The organism is Stutzerimonas sp. CXK-1, from assembly GCF_057738225.1.
Map to the genome: position 1 here is coordinate 1,731,786 of NZ_CM173217.1, position 21,595 is coordinate 1,753,380.

Here is a 21,595-nt window from a genome sequence, read left to right on the forward strand (position 1 = left end):
CCGGGGCGCTCAGGCGCCTTCCTGTTCGTAGGCGCTGAGCGCGTCGCGGGTCACGATGCGCCCGAGCTCGATCAGCTCCTGTGCCTTGTGAAACTCATAGAAGCGGCAGGCCCGCTTGGGAATGTTCACCAGCACATTGGGCGGGTAGCCGGCAATCTTGTACTGGGTCAGCGATGACTGCATGACGTCGAAGCTCTGGTTGACCAGATCCAGCAGCGAGGCCGGCCCGCTGACGTCCATTACCGTCGCGCCTTCAGCAGATTTCGGCGCGCCCTGGCCGGTTGGCGCCGCGGGCGGCTGATCGATCAGCTCCGTCTCGCGCAGGTGCGGCAGTGCGCCGGTCGCGTCTCCCGCTTCCTTGCGCCAGAACGGCAGATGGGCGCTGAGTGACGTGAACATGTTGTCGAACCGTCCGGCGCGTTCGATCTCGGGCAGGGGATACTGGCGATGGTTGTTGCCGTTGAGATTGACCGCAACGATCAGGTCGCAGTGCGCCGAGACCACCGGAACGATCGGCAGCGGATTGAGCAGGCCGCCATCGACCAGTACACGAGTGCCCTGGACCACCGGCGTGAACAGGCTGGGAATCGCCGCTGAGGCACGCATGGCAAGCTCCAGCCGGCCTTCCTGGAACCAGATTTCCTGCTGATGCGTCAGGTCGGTGGCCACTGCGGTATAGGGGATCGGCAGGTCCTCGATGTTGATCTGGCCGAGCATTTCGCGAATGCGGCCAAAGACCTTTTCACCGCGGATCGCGCCCATGCTGAAGCTCAGGTCCATCAGGCGCAGCAAGTCGAAGTAGTCCAGGCTCTCGATCCAGCTGCGGTACTCGCCCAGCTTGCCGGCAGCATAGATGCCGCCGACCACGGCGCCCATCGAGCATCCCGCGACGCAGCCGATCTCATAGCCGCGACGTTCCAGTTCATCGATCACGCCGATGTGCGCGTATCCCCTTGCGCCTCCCGAGCCCAGTACCAGGGCCACTTTCTTGCTCATGCCATCCTCCCTTGCCAGAGCACAAGCATCACGCCTGCAGGGCTTCTCGGCAAGGCCCCGGAGAGGCTCGGCCGCGATTGCCGGCCACGCGCCCGGGCGGGCGCCCTTTGCTACAATCGCCGCCCGTTTCGAGCGTCGAGAATTTCCCATGAGCGAACCGATCCGCCTTACCCAGTACAGTCATGGCGCCGGCTGCGGCTGCAAGATTTCGCCCAAGGTTCTGGACGTCATTCTTGCCGGCAGCGGTGCGCAGAACCTCGACCCGCGGCTATGGGTCGGCAATGCCTCGCGCGACGATGCAGCGGTTTATGGCATCGACGAAGAGCGCGGTGTGGTCTCCACGACCGACTTCTTCATGCCCATCGTCGACGATCCGTTCGATTTCGGCCGTATCGCCGCAACCAACGCCATCAGCGATATCTACGCCATGGGAGGCGATCCACTGATGGCCATCGCCATCCTTGGCTGGCCGGTGAACCTGCTGCCGCCCGAGGTGGCGCGCGAGGTGGTCGCCGGCGGCCGCGCGGCCTGCGACGCGGCGGGCATCCCGCTGGCCGGTGGCCATTCGATCGATGCTCCGGAACCGATCTTCGGCCTCGCGGTGACCGGCGTGGTGGACAAGCGCCACATGAAGCGCAACGACACCGCTGCGCTTGGCTGCAGGCTGTACCTGACCAAGCCGCTCGGCATCGGCATCCTCACCACCGCGGAGAAGAAGGCCAAGCTGCGCGCCGAAGACGTCGGCCTGGCGCGTGACTGGATGTGCACCCTGAATTCGGCCGGCAGCCGCTTCGCCAGGCTCGAAGGCGTGCGGGCGATGACCGACGTCACCGGCTTCGGGCTGCTTGGGCACCTCGTGGAAATGGCCGACGGCAGCGGCCTGACCGCACAGATCGAGTACGCGCGCGTTCCGCGCCTGCCGGGGGTGGAGTACTACCTCGAGCAGGGCTGCGTGCCCGGCGGCAGCCAGCGCAACTTCGATAGCTACGGCCACCGCATCGCCGAGCTGGCGTCGACGCAGCGCGACCTGTTGTGCGACCCGCAGACCAGCGGCGGCCTGCTGGTCGCCGTCGCGCCCGAAGGCGAAGCAGAGTTCCTTGCGCTGGCAGCCGAGCTCGGGCTGGACCTGGCGCCGATAGGCGAGCTGGTCGAAGCCCGCAGCCACGCGGTAGAGGTTCGTTGATGCGCCCGGACAGCAGCGATTACCGCGCGATTTTCCTTAGCGACATACCGATGATGGATGCGCGGGCTCCCGTGGAATTCGCCAAGGGCGCGTTCCCCGGGGTGGTCAACCTGCCCCTGATGAACGATGCCGAACGGCAGAAGGTGGGGACCTGCTACAAGCAGCACGGCCAGAAGGCCGCGCTGGAGCTGGGACACCGCCTGGTTTCCGGCAAGGTCAAGGACGAGCGCATGCAGGCTTGGGCCGCCTTCGCCGAACAGCACCCGAACGGCTACCTCTACTGCTTTCGTGGCGGGCTGCGCTCGCAGATCGTGCAGCAGTGGCTGCGCGAGGCCGGCATCGACTACCCCCGTGTGGTCGGCGGCTACAAGGCGATGCGGCATTTCCTGCTCGACACGCTCGATCAGGCAGTGGCCGAGTGCGACTTCGTGCTTGTCGGCGGCATGACCGGCACCGGCAAGACCGAGGTGCTGGCGCAGCTGGACAACAGCCTCGACCTCGAAGGGCTGGCCAATCATCGCGGCTCGAGCTTCGGCAAGCGCGCAACACCGCAGCCGGCGCAGATCGACTTCGAGAACGCACTGGCCATTCGCCTGCTGAAGTACCGCGCGGCCGGTACCCAGCAGTTCGTCATCGAAGATGAGGCGCGCCTGGTGGGCCGCTGCTCGATACCCCTGCCGCTGTTCCAGGGCATGCAGGCCTACCCGCTGGTCTGGCTGGAAGACAGCCTGGAGGGCCGGATCGAGCGCATTCTCAAGGATTACGTGATCGACCTGTGCGCCGAGTTCGTCAGTGAGTTCGGTGATACGGGCTTCGCTGCCTTCGCCGAGCGTTTGCAGCAAAGCCTGGTCAATATCCAGAAGCGCCTGGGTGGCGAATGCTACAAGCGCCTCGCGCTGCTGATGGATCAGGCGCTGGCCGAGCAGTCGCGCAGCGGCGAGGTCGATCTGCATCGCGCCTGGATCGAAGCGTTGCTCGCTGAGTACTACGATCCTATGTACGCCTACCAGCGGCAGAGCAAGGCGCAGCGTATCGAGTTTTCCGGCCCCCAGGCCGAGGTGGTCGAGTACCTGCGCCAGCGGGCGTCGAAACGGCAGGCATGATTGGCTCCAGAGGAGATGCGGTTATGACGATGAAGATCGTGGTGGCAGTACCTGTGCTGGCATTGCTGCTGGCCGGCTGTGCCGGCAAGACGGCTTACCGGGACAGCTGCGCAGCCGAGCTCGAGGCGGCGTGGAAGGAACAGAGCCTTGCCGAGGCCGAAGGCTTCGCCGGGACGGTGAGCTATACCAAGGCCATGGCGCTGCTCACGGCGGCCAAGACGCAGCAGCAGTTCGAAGGCTTCCGCAGCTGCACGGAGAAGGCACGCAAGGCACGCTTTTACTTGAGCGAGTCGCGCGCCGGGCGCTGAACCGCATCCGTTCCCGGCTTGGCGACGGTTCCGGCCCTCGCCAAGCGCCTGGCGCTCGGGTGAGACGGGTTTGTCATCAAAGGTTTCAGCCGCTTGGCGCCGATGCGTGTGGCCAGTAGCATCGGGCCATCGAACGGGAAAGGGGTTCCCATGCAAGCGAGACTCGAGGCCTGTCTGGCCGCCGTCAATCAGGTGGTGCTGGGCAAGGAGTCGCAGGTTCGTCTGGCCGTCACCTGCCTGCTGGCGCGCGGTCACCTCCTGCTCGAAGATCTGCCCGGGATGGGCAAGACCACGCTGAGCCATGCGCTGGCCCGGGTCATGGGATTGAGTTTCCAGCGAATCCAGTTCACCTCCGACCTGTTGCCTGGCGACATTCTCGGCACTTCGGTGTTCGACAAGGACAGTGGCGGCTTCGTCTTTCACCCCGGGCCGATCTTTGCCGAGTTGGTGTTGGCCGACGAGATCAATCGCGCCACGCCCAAGAGCCAAAGCGCCCTGCTCGAGGCCATGGAGGAGGGGCAGGTGACCATCGAGGGCGCCACGCGCGCCCTGCCGCAGCCGTTCTTCGTCATCGCCACGCAGAACCCGGTGAGCCAGAGCGGAACCTTTGCCCTGCCCGAATCGCAGCTGGATCGCTTCCTGATGCGCTTGTCGCTCGGTTATCCCGCGCGTGCCGCCGAGCGTGCGCTGCTGCAGGGCCAGTCGCGCCGCGAACTGTTGCCCGAGCTGCAGCCGCTGCTCGACCATGCCGCGCTCGCAGCGATTCAGCAGGACGTCGCGCAGGTGCGTGTCAGCGACGCGCTGGTCGATTATGTCCTGCGTCTGGCCGAGGCGACGCGTAGTCAACCCCAGTTCGCCTGGGGCCTTTCGCCGCGCGGTAGTCTGGCCCTGCTGGCGGCTGCGCGCGCCTGGGCCTATCTGGATCGCCGCGACTACGTCATTCCCGAAGACGTTCAGGCCGTGTTGCCGGCCGTACTCGGCCATCGTCTGCGCGAAAGCGCCGATGCCAGCGGGCATGGTGGCGGCGCGCTGGTGCAGTGGCTGTTGCGCGAGGTACCGGCGCTCTGATGCGGCGACTCGAACAGGGCGCCCGGCCTTGAGGCTGCTGCCGCGCTTCCGTGACCGCTGGTTGCTGCAGCGTATTCCGCCTGCGCCGAGTGTACGGCTCGACCAGCGGCGGATCTTCATCATGCCGACGCGTACCGGGCTGGCCTTTCTGGGGGCACTGCTGCTGATGATGCTGGCAGCCATCAACTATCAGAACAGCCTGGCCTACGCGATGACCTTTCTGCTTGGCTCGCTGTTTCTGGTCAGCATCCTGCACACCTGGCGCAACCTGGCCGGCCTGGTCCTGCACGCCGGCGGGGCGAGCGCCGCTTTCGTCGGTGAGCAGGCTCGGTTGAAGGTGCGTCTGGAAAGCCGCGGGCGCAGCTATCAGGCAGTCGCCGTGGGCTGGCCTGCCAGCGGCATGCGCCTGCTGGATGTGCCGGCCGCCGGCAGCCTGGAGGTCGAACTCGATCTGCCGGCCACCACACGCGGCTGGCTGCGGCCCGGGCGGTTGCGGGTCGAAAGCCGCTTTCCGCTCGGGCTGCTGGTGGCCTGGAGCTGGGTCGACCTGCAGTTGGCCGCGCTGGTCTACCCGCGACCGCTCGTCGCCGAACTACCCTCGATGCCCGGGCTGGACACTGGCGAGGGCGTCCAGGCGCGCGGCGCCGGCGCGGACGACTACCAGGGCCAGCGTCACTGGCAGCCGGGCGATTCCCGTCGGCGTCTGAACTGGAAGGCGTTTTCCCGTGGCCAGGGACTTCTGGTCAAGGATTTCGCGGCCCTTGCAGGCTCCGATCCGGAGCTGGACTTCGCCGCCCTGGCCGGTGATGTCGAGACGCGCCTTTCGACGCTCTGTCACTGGGTGGTGCAACTGAGCGCCTACGGCCAACCATTCAGCCTGAGCCTGCCGGGCGAACGTCTCGGGCCGGCTAGCGGCAGCGAACATCAGCAGCGCTGCCTGCGCGCGCTGGCCCTGTATGCGTCGAAACCGGAGTCGGCCGTATGACGGCTGCCGCGTTGATTCCGCGTAATAGCCTGATCTGGCTGCTGGTGGCGCAGGTGCTGGTGATCCTGCCGCACCTGGGCCATGTGCCGCTGTGGATCATTGCGCTGTGGCTGGCCTGCGCCAGCTGGCGTGTGCAGATATTCCGAATGCGTGCGCGCTATCCGCGAGGCTGGGCCAAGGCGCTGATGATGCTCGGCGCGGGCTTTGGCGTGTATTTTTCGCGCGGCAGCCTGGTCGGCCTGGAGGCCGGCGTCGTGTTGTTGATCGCTGCGTTCATCCTCAAGCTGGTGGAAATGCGCACGCGGCGCGATGCGTTGGTGCTGGTGTTTCTCGGCCTGTTTGCCGTGGTGACCAGCTACCTGTTCGAGGATGGCCTGTTGGCCGGCCTTTACAGCCTGCTGCCCGTCACCGCATTGCTGGCCGCCTTGATCGGTCTGCAGCAGAGCAGCCTGGTCACCCGGCCGTGGCCAATGCTGCGGCTGGCGGGCACCCTGCTGCTGCAGGCCGTGCCGGTGATGGTCCTGCTGTTTCTGTTCTTTCCGCGGTTGCCGCCGCTCTGGTCGCTGCCGCAGGCGCCGGAGCGCGGCAGCACGGGGCTGTCCGACAGCATGGCGCCGGGCGACCTCGCAAGCCTTGGGCAGTCGGCGGCGCTCGCCTTTCGTGTGAGCTTCGACGGCGCGGCTCCGCCGCTGGAAGCGCTGTACTGGCGTGCGGTGACCTTCGAGCGCTTCGATGGTCGGCGCTGGTCGCAATCCCGACCCGCACAGCTGCTGGCAGCGCCGGACTGGCAGCCGAGCGGTGCGCCGGTAGCCTACAGCGTGGTGATGGAGCCCAGCGGTCGGCCCTGGCTCTACAGCCTCGACGTACCGCAGGTCGAAGGCGTGCCGGCGCGCCTGATGGCCGACTTCCACCTGCAGACGCCACGGCCGATAAACCAGCCGCTGTTGTACCGCGCGCGCTCCTGGCCGGCGGCCCGGCGTGAGGCGCAGACGGCGCCGGCCAGCCTTGGGCGCTCGCTGTCGTTGCCGGGGACGGGCAACCCGCGCAGTCGCGCCTGGGCTGCCGAGATGCTTGGCGAGGGCGGGCAGCCCGAGGTCATCGTCCAGGCGGTGCTGCGCCACTTCCACCGTGAGCCGTATCGCTACACGCTCAGACCGCCAACCCTGGGCGAGCACGCCGTCGACGAATTTCTTTTCGAGACGCGCGCCGGATTCTGCGAGCACTACGCGGGGGCAATGGCCTTTGTGCTTCGCGCAGCGGGCATCCCGGCTCGTGTCGTGGCGGGCTATCAGGGCGGCGAATTCAATCCCGCGGGCGACTACCTCACCGTGCGCCAGTTCGACGCGCACGCCTGGGTCGAGTATTGGACGGCCGAGCGCGGCTGGGTCAGCGTCGACCCGACCTTCCAGGTCGCCCCCGAGCGGGTCGAGCGCGGGCTTCAGGAAGCGCTCGCCGGTGAGCGCGCCTTGTTCGATGACGAGCCGCTGTCGCTGCTGCGTTTTCGCGGAATCGGCTGGATTGATCGGCTTCGATTTTCCTGGGACAGCCTCAATTATGGCTGGCAGCGCTGGGTGCTCGGTTACCAGGCGGATACCCAGAGCGGCCTGCTGCAGCGCTGGTTTGGCAACGTTGATGGAACACGGCTGGGTATCGGCCTGGTGGCGGCGATCGGCGGGTTGCTCGGCCTGTTGGCGCTGCTCCTGCTCAAGCCCTGGCAGCGCGGCGATCCCCAGCTGCGCGAGTTCCAGCGTTTCGAGCGGTTGCTCGCGCGGCACGGCATTATGCGGGCACCGGGCGAGGGGCCGCGCAGTTTTGCACAGCGCGCCGCGCACCAGCTCCCCGATCAGGCTGCGGCGATCGATCGCTTCGTGCGCTGCTACGAAGCCCAGCGATACGCTGGCCAGGACGGGCGAGCCGATGAACTGCCGGCTGCCCTGCGCCAGCTGCGACGCGCGCTGCCCTGGCGCCGCAGGCGCAGTGATCGGCCGGTTTGACTCGCAGATATCGCGCCATTCGCGGCCGGCATGAGTGATCATTCCGGGCCCGTTGCCGCCGGCCACCGGCTGGCTGGGCGTCCTATAGTGCGTCAACGATAAGACCAAGAGGTGGCAATGACCCTTCGCGAAATGCTCCAGGCCGTGCGTGACAACCCGCAGGCCGTGACCGTACCAGCCAGTTGGGGCCAGGGCCGCGCCGGTTTCGGCGGGCTGGCCGCAGCGCTGGTTTACGAGGTGATGCGCGCCCAGGTGCCGGAAGGGCGACCGCTGCGCTCACTTGCAATCACCTTTGTCGGGCCGCTGGCGGTCGATGAACCCGTTAGCCTCGAAGCCCAGGTGCTGCGTGAAGGCAAGGCGGTCAGCCAGATGCTCGGCAAGGCCGTGCAGAACGGCCAGGTGGTGACGCTGGTGCAGGGCAGCTTTGGCGCTCCGCGCAGCTCCGCGATCGAGGTGGCGGCCGAGCCGGCGCCGGCCATGCCGCCACTCGAGGCCTGCCAGGCGTTGCCCTATATCCCGGGCGTGGTGCCGGCGTTTACCCAGCATCTGGAGATGCGCTGGGGCCTTGGCGGGCTGCCGTTCAGCGGCAACCCCTCGCGCGAAATGGGCGGCTGGGTGCGTCAGCGTGGCGAGTCGACCGGTGAAGCGATGTACGAGGCGCATCTGCTGGCGCTGGTCGACGCCTGGCCGCCCGCGCTATTGCCGCATCTGAAGAGCTTCGCGCCGGCCTCGTCGCTGACCTGGACCATCGAGTTCGTCCAGCCGCTACCACTGCTCGACAGCCACGACTGGTGCCAGTACCGCGCGCTGATCGAACACGCGCGGGACGGCTACGGGCACTGCGCCGCCGCGCTGTGGACGCCGGCCGGCGAGCTGATCGCCCTCAGTCGGCAGACGGTTACGGTGTTCGGCTGAAGAGGCTCAGAGCCGTAACTGGCCGATCGCCCGGCTGAGCTCGCCGGAGAGCGCGGCCAGTTCCGCGCTGGTGCTGGCCGACGCTACGGTCTGCTGCACCGTCTGCTCGGTGACATCCCGGATGCCGGTCACCGAGCGATTCAGCTCTTCGGCGACCTGGCTCTGCTGCTCGGCCGCCACGGCGATCTGCACGTTGCTGTCACGCATCTGGGCCACGGCCGAGGTGATCGCCTCGAGCGCCTGCGCGGCCTCGCGCGCCTCGCGTACACAGTCATCGGCCTTGAGCTGGCTCTCGCGCATGAATTCCACGGCGTCGCGGGTCATCCCCTGCAGATTGCCGATCATGTCGGTGATCTCGTTCGTGGAGTCCTGCACACGCTTGGCCAGGCTGCGCACCTCATCGGCAACGACGGCAAAGCCGCGCCCCATCTCGCCGGCGCGCGCCGCCTCGATTGCCGCGTTCAGGGCGAGCAGGTTTGTCTGCTCGGCAATGCCGTGAATCACGCTCACCACGCCATTGATCCGCTGGCTGTCGCTGGCGAGCTGCTCGATGGTTTCGGCCGTTTGCTGCACGCCGGTCGACAGGCTGGAAATGGACTGCTCGACGCGAGCCACCACTTGATGGCCGGCACTGGCCAGCTGATCGGCATTCTGCGATTCGTCGCGGGTGGCGCCGGCATGTTCGGCAATGTTGTAGACCGTTGCGCTCATTTCGTTGATCGCGGTGGCCGCCTGGTCGGTTTCGCTCTGCTGCCCGAGCATGCCCTGACGAACGTCGCTCATGCTGGCCGCCAGGCGCGAGGCGCCTTCATCGAGCCGCGCCGCGGCCTGGGCGACGGTACCGACGATCCGTTGATAGCCGTTCTGCATGGCGTTGAAAGCGCCGGCCATCTGACCCACTTCGTCGCGGCTGTCGAGTGGTACGCGCGCCGCGAGGTCGCCGCTGCGCTCGACATGCAGCATCACGTCTTTGAGCGTGTTCAGGTGGCTGAGCAGGAAACGGATCAGGAGTTGCGAGGCGGCCAGCAGGCCGAGCATCAGCACGGCGACCGCGACGGCATAGCTGAAGAAGTGCTCGGCGAGCACCTGGCTGACGCTGGGCACTGCCACCGGCACTGCGATGTGGCTGCCATCGCCGCGTGCGACGAGGTGCACCCCGATGACCGGCTGATCGCCGAGCAGGCGCTCATGGTCGAGGGCGTGCCAGCCGGGCGTGGCCGGTAGCGAGCCGGTATCGAGGCGGATCGGCTCGCCTGGAGCGAATACCCGCAGCCCCGGCAGGCTGGGCAGTGCGGCCTCTGCCGGCCAGCTGGCGAGCAAGGCGGCGCGGGATGCCGCTTCAGCCTGTGCAGTGGTCGCCCGACTGCTCTGTTCCAGCTGAATGGCGAACAGCACCAGCAACAGGGTGATGACGAACGACACCATGTTCAGTGCCCAGAATTTGTACTTCAGCGACAGGTCGCGAATCCAGACGAGCATGCAGTTTCTTCTTCTGTTCAGGCCTATGCGTGAATGCGAACGGCGTCGCGGTTCGTTGTCGCTTTAGCGGCCGGTCGTGCCGGACCTTGAGTCATTCCTCGTCGCTCACCGATCGGGAGCGGGCAGGGCGAAGAAGGCCCGCGCGCAAGCGCTGGTATGCGTGGCCAGATCGGCCTCGCTTTCGCCGCGATGGCGGGCGACCTCGCGCAGCACCTCGGTCAGATAGGCCGGCTCGTTGTGCCCTGACTTCGGCTTCGGCCGCAGCGTGCGCGGCAGCAGGTAGGGGGCGTCGGTTTCGAGCATGAGACGCCCCCGCGGGATCTCACGCACCAGCGCATGCAGATGGCTGCCGCGGCGTTCGTCGCAGATCCAGCCGGTGATGCCGATGTGAAGATCGAGGTCGAGATAATCGAACAGGGCGTGGCGCTCGCCGGTAAAGCAGTGCACCACGGCTGCGCCCAGGTGGTCGCGATAGGGCCGCAGGATCTCGGCCAGCCGCTGACTGGCATCGCGCTCATGGAGAAACACCGGCAGGCCCGTCTCGGCGGCCAGCTGCAGCTGTGCTTCGAGCGCCCGTTCCTGTTGCTCCCGGGGGGAGAAATCGCGGTTGAAGTCCAGGCCGCATTCGCCAACGGCTCGTACCCGGTCCTCCTGATACAGCGCTTGCAGCGCATCGGCGGTCGTAGCGCTCCACTGGCTGGCGTCGTGCGGGTGCACGCCGGCGGTGCAGAACAGCTGCCGGCCGCTGTCGTCGAGCGCCCTGCACAGCGCAAGCGCCGCCTCGCTCTCCGCCAAGCTGGTGCCGGTCAGTACCAGCTGGCGGACGCCGGCTGTCGCGGCGCGCTCGACCACGCCGGCCGGATCATGGCTGAACGAAGGGTGGGTGAGGTTGACGCCAATGTCGATCAGCTCCATTTGTGTTCCTCGATCGCGGCGGCAATGGCCGCCGACTGGTTTCATCCGTCCGCCGAATTGGCATGGGCCATCCGGCTGTGAGAGGCTGCGCATCATTTTTTGCCGGCGGGGATTGGCTGTCCTGCGCCGAAGAGGTCATCGCCACGCCATGTCACGCCTTGCGTCGCTCCTGTTCTGCCTGCTGATGCTCGTGACCGGGTCGGCAGCCGCACGGGTGGTGGGGCCCGATCCCTGGCATGCGGGCGCGAGCTCGGTGCGCGACCTGGCCGACATTCGCCGCAGCGGCGTGCTGCGGGTGCTGATCAACCAGAGTCGCAACAGCTCGGGCGAAATCAAGGGCGAGGCGATCGGTGTCGAATATGCGCGCTTGCGTGCCTTCGAGCAGTTTCTCGACCGGGGGCGGGGCGAGGGCCAGGGTATCACGCTGAAGTTGATTCCCAAGGCGAAGGACCAGCTGCTTGCTGCGCTGCAGCGCGGCGAGGGCGATCTGGTCGCACCCGGCGAGCTGATCGATACGCGCAATAGCCGTGGACTGAGCCGCAGCCGGCCGGTGGTGCGTGATGTCGACATGGTGTTGGTGGGGCGCAAGGGTGGGCCGCAGTATCAGCGTCTCGAGCAACTGTCGGGGCGCAGCCTGGCGCTGCCGCCGGGTAGTGCTGCCGGAAGGGCGGTGAACGAGCTCAACGAGCGGCTGCTGGCGCGAGGGTTGGCGCCTATCGTCGTCGAGTGGGTCGATCCGACGCTGGCGGTCGAGGATGTTCTGGAGATGGTCCAGGCAGGCATCTACCCGGTGACGGCGGTGGAGCGAACCATTGCCGAACGATGGGCGAAGGTGATGCCGCGGCTGCGGATCGACGACCGTGTCAGGCTCGGCAACCAGGCCGACATGCACTGGTTCGTACGCAAGGAGGCGAGCATGTTGCGTGCCAGCATCGACCGCTTTCTCAAGGACTACCGCCCGCCGGAAAACCAGGACGCGGCGTTCGAGCGCGTCTACCGCCGTCTGTACAAGGTTCAGTATCCGCTCGATCGGGTCGGCCGCCAGCGGCTCGAGAAGGTTCGCCCGACCTTGCAGCGCTACGCGGCGAAGATGGAGCTGGATTGGCTGAATCTCGCCGCCGTCGCCTTCAAGGAATCCACGCTCAATCCGGCGGCCAAGGGCAGTGGCGGCGCGACCGGCCTCATGCAGGTGACCCAGGCCACGGCACGCAACCTGGGCGTGGCCGACATCCATAAGCTCGATAACAACGTCTATGCCAGCGCCAAGTACCTGGCCAGCATTCGCCGCCAGTATTTCGCCAGCCCGCGTCTCAACGAGCGCGAGCGCATGGCGTTCACGCTGGCGGCCTACAACCTCGGGCCGCAGCGGGTGCAGAGCATGCGGGCCGAGGCACGGCGGCGCGGGCTCGACCCGAATCAGTGGTTCTTCCAGGTCGAGCGCGTCGCCATGGAAACCGTTGGCATGGGCGTGGTGGCCTACGTCAACAGCGTCAACAAGTACTACCTCGCCTACAACCGTGAACGCTATTTGCTCGAGGTCGACTCGCGCAGCGCCGCCAACTGAGTGGTTCAGCCCTCGCGCGCGGCCGCCAGTCGCTCGGCGGCGTCGAGCCGCAGGCGCTCGGTCTCGTCGAAGCGTTCGGCGGCCAGCTGCGCCACGGCGCGTGTCTTGTCCTGCTCGCTGAGGCCACGGCTCGCTTCGATCCTGCGCTTCTCGACGCGGTAGGCCGCGAGCCGCTGCCGCCACTGGTCACGGCTTGCATCCAGGGCTTCCAGACGCTGCGTGGCGGCATTGCCGACCAATTGCTGGCGCAGCTGACGCAGTGCCTGCGGTGTCCCGCCTGAGGCCTGCAACCTGGCGCTCTGCTCGCGTAGCGCCTGCTGCAGCCCAGGAACGATGGCGTCCTTCAGCTCGTCGGGCAGGGATGCGTGCAGCCGGTCGAGGGCCTGGCCTTTCTGCTGCGCAGTGAGCGCCGGATTCAGGCGGATCGCCAGGCGTTCGAGACCGTAGCGATCGTACTGTTCGTCCACGGCGAAAAACGCCTGGTGCGTCTGGGGCGAAAACAGGCGGGCCCGTAGCGCCTGCACCGCCTGGAGGCGACGCTGCAAAGCGTCGATATCGTCCGCACGCGGAAAGCCCCGCTCCAGGTCGAGCAGCTGGCGCTTGTAGTCCAGGTAGCGGGTCAGCAGGGCGCCTGCCTGTGCCGCTGCGGCGGGCGGAAGCTGCTGTTCGAGGTAAGTACGCAAGCGCAGTACGCTGCTGCTCAGGGGCTCTTCGCCGAGGGTGCTGAGAAAGTAATCGAACAAGCGTCGCACGCCCTCGGTGACCACCAGGTTTCCCGAGGCATCGACTGGCAGCTCACCGTCGATGCGGGTGCCGCGAAAGGACAGCGGCAGCGCGGCCGGCGCGGCGGCCCGCTTCACGGCAGCTGCGGGCAAGACTTGGTGGCTCCGTGGGCGTCGAGAACGACGGGCGAGGCGGCCGCCTGCTCCTGGGGAGCGGGCGACGGGGCAGGGGGCGGTGGTGTTAACCAGAACAGCGGAACGGCGGCCAGCGCCGCCAGGATGCCGACAACAAGGATTCGTTTCATGGTTCTGCTCTACCAGAGGGGCGCCGGGCCGGGCCCGGCTCCCTGGGTCAAAGGCCTGCGTTCCTCAGGCGGTTGGCGTGCTGGCGATAGACGCTCACTGGGTCTGTTTCGAAGAGGCTGGTCAGGCCGAGCACCTGGTTGACCTCGTCCAGGTGGTTCATCCGGTAGTTGTCGCGGATCACCATACCCAGATGCGAGCTGCAGCGTCCGACCAGGCCGTCGTTGGCTTCGTCGAACGCGAGCGAGCCCGCGCCCATCATTGCGTCGCTGACATCCAGCGGGTTGGTCAGCGGGCTCGTCCCGCTCCAGGAGTAGTAGCGCACACCCTTGACCACGTAGGCCCCTTCGCCGCAGGCGCTGGTCGGGATGCCCTGGGGATACTTCGCGTTGAAGCGCGCAGCGCCCTCGCTGTTGAGCGATTCGAGCGAGCCGAGTGCATTCTGCGGAGCGCTGCTGTTGCTGCCGGAAAGAAAGTTGATCAGTGCGCCCATGGCGTTCGTGAGGCCTGCGAGGAAGGCTTCGCCTGCCGAGCCTTCGGGTACCTGACGGATCATGTCGGCGACAGCCGAACCCTTGTGCGGTGCGCCGACGCTGGTCACCGAAGCCACCAGGTCGGGCCGTACCGCTGCGACATAGCGAATGGTCGGGCCGCCGTGACTGTGGCCGATCAGGTTGACTTTGGGCTTGCCGCTGAGTGCGACGATTTCCTCGACCTGCTCGAGCAGTTCTTCGCCGCGCAGCTCCGAGGTGTTCAGCTGGCTGACTTCCGTGACATAGACCTCGGCACCGTCACGCCGCAGGGCGCGGGGAATGCCGTACCAGTAGTCGACGCCCAGCAGGCTGTCGAAGCCGAGCATGCCGTGGGTCAGCACGATGGGGTAGCGGGTCTCGGTGTAGCCAGCGGCCGCGGCGGTCTGGGCTTCGCTCAGGCCGGCCACGCACGTCGCGCACAGCGACAGGGCAAGCAGTCTGTTCTTGTTCTTCATGGACGCACTCATCGAAAAGGTGAAGGGTCGAGGGCATTCCCTTGCCGTTCACCGCGCCAGGCGCGTACTGCGCGATCGCAAGCGCACGTTTTGTGCCAGATTGGCGTTGCGCCTGCAGAGCGCACGGCCCAGAGCGTTGCGCTCCTGTGATGCTGGCAGTACGCCTTTATTCGATGTGTTCGCGGGCTGTTACCGCTTGCTACGAAGGTGGCTTGCGCAGTGTTCCATCGATACCATTCGGCGATGATGGCTGCAATTTGTGACTGTTTGGTCGTAAATTGATGGGCTGGTCACAGGTAGTCGATGCTGATGACGTACCAGAGCCTGGGGCCGGTGGGCGTCTGCACCTGCACCTCGGCATCGAGTGCCTTGCCAACCAACGCCCGCGCGAGCGGCGAATCGATGCTGATCAGCCCTTGCTTCAGGTCGAGCTCATCGGGGCCGACGATGCGATAGCGGGCCTGCTGGCCGTCTTCGTCCTCAAGCGTGACCCAGGCACCGAAGTACACCCGGCTCGGATCGCTCGGGCGCTCGCCGACCACTTTCAGCTTCTCCAGGCGCTTGGTCAGAAAGCGCACACGGCTGTCGATTTCGCGCAGCATTTTCTTGCCGTAGGTGTACTCGGCGTTTTCGGAGCGATCCCCCTGCGCTGCCGCCTCGCTGACCGCCTGGGTGACCTGCGGACGCCGGACATGCCAAAGCTCGTGCAGCTCTGCACGCAGGCGTGCCTCGCCTTCGGGCGTGATCAGGGGAGTGCCGGCGGCACGAGGTGGGCGATAGCGGCTCATAACATGTTCCTGATAGAGAAGGCGGCCGATTGTAGTGCCGAGCGGCTCGTCAGTTCTCGCGCAATACCCGCAATGGGCTGACGTTCAGTGCGCGGCGGGTACCGAACAGGCCGGCACCGCCGATCAACAGGGCGCCGATGATGGGCAGCACCAGCAGCCAGGGATGCGGTTGCCAGGGGATGTCGAAGGCGAATCGGTAGAGCAGGGCGCTGACCAGCTCGCAGCCGAGCGCCGCGAGCACGCCACTGACCGCGCCAAGCAGGCCGAACTCCGCGCGGCGCGCCTTGACAAGCACGGCACGCTCGGCGCCCATCGCGCGTAGCAGCGCCCCCTGGTGAACCCGTTCATCGAGCGTACTCTGCAAGCCCGCGAAGAGTACCGCCAGCCCGGCGGCGAGCACGAAGACGAGCACGTATTCGACCGCCAGGGAGACCTGCGTCAGGATGCTGCGCAGTTGCGCGAGCAGGGCATCGACCTGCAGCAGCGTGATGGAGGGGAAGTTCCGCGCCAGTTCTACCAGATCACGGTCGTGGCCCGCCGGCAGGTAGAAGCTCGTCATGTAGGTGGTCGGCAGGTCCTTCAGGGTGCCGGGCGCGAAGATCATGTAGAAGTTCGGCTGGAAACTGTCCCAGTTGACTTCGCGCAGGCTGGTCACCTCGGCGTCACGACTGATGCCGCCGACGGTGAAGCTGAGGCGGTCGCCGATCGTCAGCCCGAGGCTTTCGGCCAGCTCGGCTTCGACCGAGACGCCTGGCAGCGAGGTTGCATCCGGCTGCCACCAGTGGCCGGCAACCAGCCGATTGTCGTTCGGCAGATCGGCCGACCAGGTCAGGCTGAGGTCGCGGCGTACCGCACGTTCCCCCTGCGAATCCTTGCTGACCAGTTCACGCACCGGCTCGCCGTTGATCGCCACCAACCGGCCCGGGACGACGGGGTAGAGCGGAGCAGCATGTTCCGCGAGAGCATCGATCCGGGTGGCGAACGCGTCCTTGTCGGCAGGCAATACGTTGAGCACGAAGTGGTTGGGTGCATCCGCAGGTAGCTGCTGCTGCCAGGCGTCGAGCAGCTCGCCACGCAACAGGGCGATCAGCGCCATCGCCAGCAGAATCAGGCCGAAGGCCAGCGCCTGGCCCGCTGCCGCCAGCGGATTGCGCATCAGTTGGCCTAGGCCGAGGCGCCAGACCAGCGAGCTGTTGGCGAGCAGGCGACGCAGCCCGCGCAGCGCGAGGAGCAGCAGCCCGCCGAGAAAGGCCGTGGCGAGCAGCCCGCCGCCAAGCAGGGATAGCGTGAGGCGAAGATCCAGGCTGAGCCGCCACATGATCAGCCCCAGAGCGGCCACCGCAGTGCCGTAGACCAGCCAGGTGCTGGGCGGTATTGGCAGTATGTCGCGGCGTAGGACGCGCAGCGGCGGCACACGCCCGAGCGAAGCCAGCGGCGGCAGTGCGAAACCCGCCAGCGCGACCAGCCCGGTAGCGACGCCGGCGAGCGCCGGCCACGGCGTCGCGGCGGGGATTTCCTGAGCCAGCAGGTCACGCAGCAGATAGAACAGGCCGGCCTGTGCGATGACACCCAGCAGTGCGCCAGCTGCGCTGGCGAGCAGGCCGAGCATGCCGAGCTGGGCGCCATAGAGCGCCAAAGCTTCGCGTCGGCTGAGGCCCAGGCAACGGAGCAGGGCACTGGCGTCGTAACGCCGGCTGGCAAAGCGCGCCGCTGACAGCGCCACTGCCACGCCGGCGAGGACGATGGCGGCGAGGCTGGCAAGGTTCAGGTAGCGCTCGGCCCGACCCAGCGCGCCGCCAATCTGGCGATTGCTGTCGTCGGCGGTCTCGATTCGCTGATTCGGCTGCAGACCCGGCTTGATGGCGTCCTGATAGCGCTGCAGGGCGGCGGCGTCGCCGCGCCAGAGGTCGCGGTAGCTGACCCGGCTGCCGGGCTGCACCACGCCCGTGGCCGCCAGGTCGTCGAGGTGCATCAGCACGCGCGGGGTGAGGCTGTAGAAGTCTCCGACCCGATCGGGCTCGTAGGTCAGGACACGGGCAAGTCGCAAGGACCGATCGCCGACTTCGATGTGGTCGCCGATTTGCAGGCCGAGCGCAGTAAGCAGGCGTGCCTCGGCCCAGGCTTCACCCGGCCGCGGCCCGCCGCCGACCTGCTCTGGCTGGAACGGTGCGGCGGCGCTGCGTAACTCGCCGCGCAGGGGATAAGCGTCGTCGGCGGCCTTGATACTGGCCAGTTGAATCTGCTCATCGGTGGCGATGACGCTGGCAAACTCCACCGTGCGGGCATGCGCGAGGCCAAGCGCAAGGCCGCTTTCGACCTGCTGCGGCTGGGCCGGCGCACTGCCGCGCAGCACCAGATCGGCGCCGAGAAATTCGCTGGCGCGAAGCAGCATGGCGTCGTTCAGGCGGGCACTGAAGTAGCCGATCGCGGTGCTGGCGGCGACGGCGATGAGCAATGCGAAGAACAGTACCCGCAGTTCGCCGGCCCGCGCGTCGCGCAGCAGCTGTCGCCACGCCAGCTGCAGGATGCGCCGGCCCGGAACCGCGTTCATTGCGCCACCTCGTCGCGAACCTCGCGACCACCCTCCAGGCGCAAGACCCGCCGGCACCGGAGTGCCAAACGCTCTTCGTGCGTAACCAGGACCAGGGTAGTGCCGCGCTCGCGGTTGAGCTCGAACATCAGTTCGATGATGTGCGCGCCGGTCTGGCTGTCGAGATTGCCGGTCGGCTCGTCTGCGAACAGCAGCTCAGGTTGCGCGGCGAAGGCGCGCGCGAGCGCGACGCGTTGTTGTTCGCCGCCCGACAGCTGACGCGGATAGTGGTGCAGACGCAGGCCGAGGCCGACCCGCTCGAGCAGTTCGATCGCCTGCCTGCGCGCATGCTGTGCCCCTTTGAGCTCGAGGGCGAGCATCACGTTTTCTTCGGCGGTCAGGCTCTCGAGTAACTGGAACGACTGAAAGACGAAGCCGACATGGGCACCGCGTACGCGGGCGCGCTCATCTTCGTCGAGGCGTTCGAGCGCATGGCCAGCCAGCAGCACTTCGCCGGCACTGGGCAAATCCAGGCCAGCCAGCAGACCGAGCAGTGTCGACTTGCCCGAGCCGGACGCGCCGACGATGGCCAGGCTGTCGCCGCTTGCCAGCTCCAGCGACAGGTCGTCGAGGATCCGCAGCTCGCCTTCCGCGCTGGATACCACTTTGCTAAGGTGCCGGGCGATGAGAATGCTGCCGCTCATGGGGAGATCCGATGCGAATGTGGCTCAAGGGTGGCGTGCTGGCGCTGGTGCTGTGGGCTCAGAATGCCCTGGCCGGCACGGTACTGGTGGTGGGCGATAGTATCAGCGCCGCTTTTGGCCTGGAAACCGAGCAAGGCTGGGTGCAGCTGCTGCGCGAGCGCCTCGCCGAAACCGGCAAGGAGCACGCGGTGGTCAATGCCTCGGTCAGCGGCGACACCAGCGCTGGCGGGCTTTCCAGGCTCGATTCGCTGCTCGCCGAGCACCGTCCGCAGGTGGTGATCATCGAGCTCGGCGGCAACGATGGGTTGCGTGGACAGGCCCCGGCGCAATTGCAACAGAATCTTGCCCGCATGGTCGACAAATCCCGCCAGGCCGGCGCCGAGGTACTGCTGCTCGGCATGCAATTGCCGCCCAACTATGGCCGTCGATATACCGAAGCGTTCGCCGAAGTGTTTTCGCAGGTGGCGCAGGACAAGCAGGTCGCACTTGTGCCGTTCTTTCTCGAGGGCGTCGGCGGCGTCGCTTCGATGATGCAACCCGATGGCATTCACCCGGCCGCACGGGCACAGGCCCGGCTGCTGCAAAATGTCTGGCCGGCGCTCGAACCGCTGCTATAGCGGGTATCGCTACAGACCGCGCTAGCGCTTGCTTTGCGGCCTCCGCACGGCTACTGTCGCGCCCTCGATTGGAGCCTTCGATGTCGCGCTCAGCCAGGACCCTCTACGCCTACCGACTCATCGTGCCGGACGAGCAGTTCGACCTGTTCGCCTGCCGCGAGAATCGCCTGCATCTGGCCCTGCGGCAGCTCGAACTCGATGGCCATGCCGACCGAACGCTCTGTGGCGGTCTTTTGCCGGCCCAGCCACGCTGGCAGGACCTGCAGCGCGAGGTGCTGAAGGATCGCCGGCTCTGTGCGTCCTGCCGCGCATTGCTCGAGGCACGGCGCAAAGGCCTTCCGTCTGCAGGGCATGCGTGGTAGCTCATCCGGGCGGCCGTTCAAGTACAATCCAACCATTTCGTCGTTCATGCCAAGGGTCTTCTGAATGTTCTCGCGCGCGTCCCGGGTCGCCTCCTGTCTGTCACTTGCTACGATGCTGCTGGCCGGCCACAGCGCTGCGCTGGAATTGCCGCTGCCACCGGAAGGTGAGGATGTCGTCGGCGAGATCCAGGTGATCAAGGCCAAGTACGAAGACACCTTTGCGGCACTGGGCGAGACCTATGACCTCGGTTATTCGGAGCTGGTCGCGGCGAACCCGGGGGTCGACCCCTGGCTGCCAGGCGAGGGCACCGATGTGATCCTGCCGACCCGCTTCATTCTGCCGCCCGGCCCGCGCGAGGGCGTGGTCATCAACCTCGCCGAGTTCCGGCTGTATTACTACCCGCCGGGCAAGTCGGTGGTGCATACCTATCCGCTGGGTATCGGCCGTGAAGGCTGGGGTTCGCCGGTGGGCAGCACGCGGATTACCGCCATGACGCCGAACCCGGCGTGGTATCCGCCCAAGTCGATTCGTGAGGAACATGCAGCCGAGGGTGACCCGCTGCCGACCGTCGTGCCGCCTGGCCCGAACAATCCGCTGGGGCCGTTCAAGATGAACCTGGCCATGTCCGGCTATCTCATTCACGGATCGAACAAGAAATTTGGTATCGGCATGCGCGTGAGCCACGGCTGCTTCCGCATGCTGAACCATAACGTGCTGGAGCTTTCGCGGATGGTCGGCGTCGGCACGCCGGTGCGGATCATCGATGAGCCGTACAAGTTCGGCGTCAGCGACGGCAAGGTCTACCTCGAGGCGCACGCCCCGCTGGAAAGCGAAGAGAAGGGCATGACGGTGATGGACAAGCACGCGATCGTCATCAATACCCTGCTCAAGCGTGACGAAGCGGCTGGCAAGCTCAATCTGGACTGGGAAGTGGTGCGCGATGTGGTCGCCGGTGAGGACGGCTTGCCGATCCAGATCGCCGAGCAACACACCACGGTGGCGAGTTCCGAAGAAGCCCCGGTGTTCTAAACGGAAGGGCTGGGGCTGTGACCGACAAGGCCCCCGAAATTCAGGCATAAAAAAGCCGACCCTGGGGTCGGCTTTTTTGCTTCAGCTGCAATTACTTGCGGCTGGCGCGTTCCAGCATGCGCAGAGCGCGCTCGTTGGCTTCGTCAGCGGTCTGCTGAGCCTTCTGAGCAGCGGCCAGGGCTTCGTCAGCCTTGCTGTACGCTTCGTCAGCGCGAGCCTGGGCGCGAGCGGCAGCGTCTTCGGTCGCGGTCAGGCGAGCTTCGCTTTCTTTGGTCATGCTGTTGCTGCAACCGGTAGCCAGAACTGCGGCCAGAGCCAGAGCAGAGAATTTCAGAACGTTGTTCATCGTGTTCCCCTTAAATATGGAATCCATAAGCAACTTCCGTTATGGAAAGTTTGCGCGCACATACTACCTATAACTTTGGTTAAGTAAACGGAGCGGACCGTTCCGGCAGCAAAAAATTTGCTGACGAACGGTCATCCATTGCTTCGACCATCGTCAGGATAAAAAGTAGCCACTTTGCGGTCTGTAACAACATCGTCTTTTGTACGATGCGAAGCATTCGACGCCGCGAGCAGGCGGTTCGGGGTGGCCGCGAACGTTCGAACCGGGTAGAAAGAAAGGCTGACCGTTTCAACAGGCCGTCCATATCAAGGTTGGCCCTGAACCGGCATGCAACAATAAGAAAAATCAGGCTGATCCTGCCTAGGAGTTCAGATGACCGATGCATTAACCATTCGCCACGACCGCGACGGACATCGCTTCGAGACGGTGATCGACGGGCACATGGCTTATCTCGCCTACGTCGATCTCGGCAAACAGACGCTGGATATCTATCGGACTTTCGTGCCGGACGCGCTACGCGGAAGGGGGATTGCCGCTGCCTTGGCGCAACGGGCGCTCGATTTTGCCGAGGAGGAAGGCTACAGCGTTATCCCGTCCTGCTCGTACGTGGAGTGGTACATGGAGCGCCAGGGGCGGAGCAGCGCAGGCGAGGGCGCAGAATGAAGAACGCCGGGCTAGCCCGGCGTTCTGGTCGT

21 protein-coding genes are annotated in these 21,595 nt (G+C 66.3%); 12 read left to right on the top strand and 9 right to left on the bottom strand.

The genetic code is table 11. From position 1 onward, the window contains the following. Positions 1-9 precede the first annotated feature (9 nt). Positions 10-996: a patatin-like phospholipase family protein gene (locus AC0KXH_RS08230; RefSeq protein ID WP_061339317.1), complete on the bottom strand. Its 987-nt coding sequence runs from the start codon at positions 994-996 to the stop codon at positions 10-12. Positions 997-1,144: 148 nt separating this feature from the next. Between AC0KXH_RS08230 and selD the strand changes: the two genes are divergently transcribed. The 7 genes from selD to AC0KXH_RS08265 all read left to right on the top strand — a co-directional run bounded on the left by selD (position 1,145) and on the right by AC0KXH_RS08265 (position 8,552). Then, on the top strand, positions 1,145-2,179 hold the full coding sequence (gene selD, locus AC0KXH_RS08235; protein WP_043219769.1) for a selenide, water dikinase SelD: 1,035 nt from the start codon (positions 1,145-1,147) through the stop codon (positions 2,177-2,179). After that, positions 2,179-3,282: a tRNA 2-selenouridine(34) synthase MnmH gene (gene mnmH / locus AC0KXH_RS08240; protein WP_312199965.1), complete on the top strand. Its 1,104-nt coding sequence runs from the start codon at positions 2,179-2,181 to the stop codon at positions 3,280-3,282. Before selD ends, mnmH begins: the two co-directional genes overlap by 1 nt. 29 nt (positions 3,283-3,311) lie before the next feature. Continuing rightward, positions 3,312-3,590 (top strand): hypothetical protein, encoded by a 279-nt coding sequence (locus AC0KXH_RS08245; RefSeq protein WP_041105815.1) that lies wholly within the window; start codon positions 3,312-3,314, stop codon positions 3,588-3,590. 150 nt (positions 3,591-3,740) lie between these two features. Then, a complete protein-coding gene (locus AC0KXH_RS08250) occupies positions 3,741-4,658 on the top strand; it encodes an AAA family ATPase (RefSeq protein WP_041105372.1) in 918 nt (305 codons plus the stop codon). Positions 4,659-4,686: 28 nt separating this feature from the next. Further along, entirely contained in the window at positions 4,687-5,643 is a 957-nt protein-coding gene (locus tag AC0KXH_RS08255) for a DUF58 domain-containing protein (protein ID WP_488224471.1), read from the top strand. Then, complete coding sequence (locus AC0KXH_RS08260) at positions 5,640-7,637, top strand: transglutaminase TgpA family protein (RefSeq protein WP_488224472.1); 1,998 nt, start codon at positions 5,640-5,642, stop codon at positions 7,635-7,637. Before AC0KXH_RS08255 ends, AC0KXH_RS08260 begins: the two co-directional genes overlap by 4 nt. Before the next feature lie 117 nt (positions 7,638-7,754). Further along, on the top strand, positions 7,755-8,552 hold the full coding sequence (locus AC0KXH_RS08265; protein WP_488224473.1) for an acyl-CoA thioesterase: 798 nt from the start codon (positions 7,755-7,757) through the stop codon (positions 8,550-8,552). A 6-nt stretch (positions 8,553-8,558) separates the two neighbouring features. Here the strand turns inward: AC0KXH_RS08265 and AC0KXH_RS08270 are convergent, their stop codons facing one another. Next, entirely contained in the window at positions 8,559-10,031 is a 1,473-nt protein-coding gene (locus AC0KXH_RS08270) for a methyl-accepting chemotaxis protein (protein WP_488224474.1), read from the bottom strand. Positions 10,032-10,136: 105 nt separating this feature from the next. Then, a complete protein-coding gene (locus AC0KXH_RS08275; protein WP_488224475.1) occupies positions 10,137-10,946 on the bottom strand; it encodes a TatD family hydrolase in 810 nt (269 codons plus the stop codon). 148 nt (positions 10,947-11,094) lie between these two features. Here AC0KXH_RS08275 and AC0KXH_RS08280 point away from each other — a divergent pair, with 148 nt between their 5' ends. Continuing rightward, positions 11,095-12,510: an MltF family protein gene (locus tag AC0KXH_RS08280; RefSeq protein ID WP_043219786.1), complete on the top strand. Its 1,416-nt coding sequence runs from the start codon at positions 11,095-11,097 to the stop codon at positions 12,508-12,510. A 5-nt stretch (positions 12,511-12,515) separates the two neighbouring features. Here the strand turns inward: AC0KXH_RS08280 and AC0KXH_RS08285 are convergent, their stop codons facing one another. From AC0KXH_RS08285 to AC0KXH_RS08305, 5 genes are all read right to left on the bottom strand, one after another. Beyond that, positions 12,516-13,385: a lipase secretion chaperone gene (locus tag AC0KXH_RS08285; RefSeq protein WP_488224476.1), complete on the bottom strand. Its 870-nt coding sequence runs from the start codon at positions 13,383-13,385 to the stop codon at positions 12,516-12,518. Between the two features lie 199 nt (positions 13,386-13,584). Beyond that, the gene (locus AC0KXH_RS08290; RefSeq protein WP_041105386.1) at positions 13,585-14,523 is read right to left on the bottom strand and encodes a triacylglycerol lipase; all 939 of its coding nucleotides are present in this window, start codon (positions 14,521-14,523) and stop codon (positions 13,585-13,587) included. 290 nt (positions 14,524-14,813) lie between these two features. Beyond that, on the bottom strand, positions 14,814-15,311 hold the full coding sequence (gene greB, locus AC0KXH_RS08295; protein WP_200628365.1) for a transcription elongation factor GreB: 498 nt from the start codon (positions 15,309-15,311) through the stop codon (positions 14,814-14,816). A gap of 49 nt (positions 15,312-15,360) precedes the next feature. Beyond that, positions 15,361-17,862 (bottom strand): ABC transporter permease, encoded by a 2,502-nt coding sequence (locus AC0KXH_RS08300; protein ID WP_488224477.1) that lies wholly within the window; start codon positions 17,860-17,862, stop codon positions 15,361-15,363. Then, positions 17,859-18,545, bottom strand: a complete 687-nt coding sequence (locus AC0KXH_RS08305) for an ABC transporter ATP-binding protein (RefSeq protein ID WP_061341265.1) — start codon at positions 18,543-18,545, stop codon at positions 17,859-17,861. Before AC0KXH_RS08305 ends, AC0KXH_RS08300 begins: the two co-directional genes overlap by 4 nt. Before the next feature lie 11 nt (positions 18,546-18,556). On the opposite strand from AC0KXH_RS08305, the gene AC0KXH_RS08310 reads away from it, so the two are divergent. The 3 genes from AC0KXH_RS08310 (at position 18,557) to AC0KXH_RS08320 (ending at position 20,554) form a co-directional block, all read left to right on the top strand. Further along, on the top strand, positions 18,557-19,162 hold the full coding sequence (locus AC0KXH_RS08310) for an arylesterase (protein ID WP_043219796.1): 606 nt from the start codon (positions 18,557-18,559) through the stop codon (positions 19,160-19,162). 80 nt (positions 19,163-19,242) lie between these two features. Further along, the gene (locus AC0KXH_RS08315) at positions 19,243-19,524 is read left to right on the top strand and encodes a hypothetical protein (RefSeq protein ID WP_041105394.1); all 282 of its coding nucleotides are present in this window, start codon (positions 19,243-19,245) and stop codon (positions 19,522-19,524) included. Positions 19,525-19,588: 64 nt separating this feature from the next. Then, positions 19,589-20,554, top strand: a complete 966-nt coding sequence (locus AC0KXH_RS08320) for a L,D-transpeptidase family protein (RefSeq protein WP_313303618.1) — start codon at positions 19,589-19,591, stop codon at positions 20,552-20,554. A 91-nt stretch (positions 20,555-20,645) separates the two neighbouring features. Here the strand turns inward: AC0KXH_RS08320 and AC0KXH_RS08325 are convergent, their stop codons facing one another. Then, positions 20,646-20,900 carry an Lpp/OprI family alanine-zipper lipoprotein gene (locus AC0KXH_RS08325; RefSeq protein ID WP_003294452.1) on the bottom strand — a complete coding sequence of 85 codons (255 nt, stop codon included), beginning with the start codon at positions 20,898-20,900 and terminating at the stop codon, positions 20,646-20,648. 372 nt (positions 20,901-21,272) lie between these two features. On the opposite strand from AC0KXH_RS08325, the gene AC0KXH_RS08330 reads away from it, so the two are divergent. Further along, the gene (locus AC0KXH_RS08330) at positions 21,273-21,563 is read left to right on the top strand and encodes a GNAT family N-acetyltransferase (RefSeq protein WP_061339305.1); all 291 of its coding nucleotides are present in this window, start codon (positions 21,273-21,275) and stop codon (positions 21,561-21,563) included. Positions 21,564-21,595: the final 32 nt, after the last annotated feature.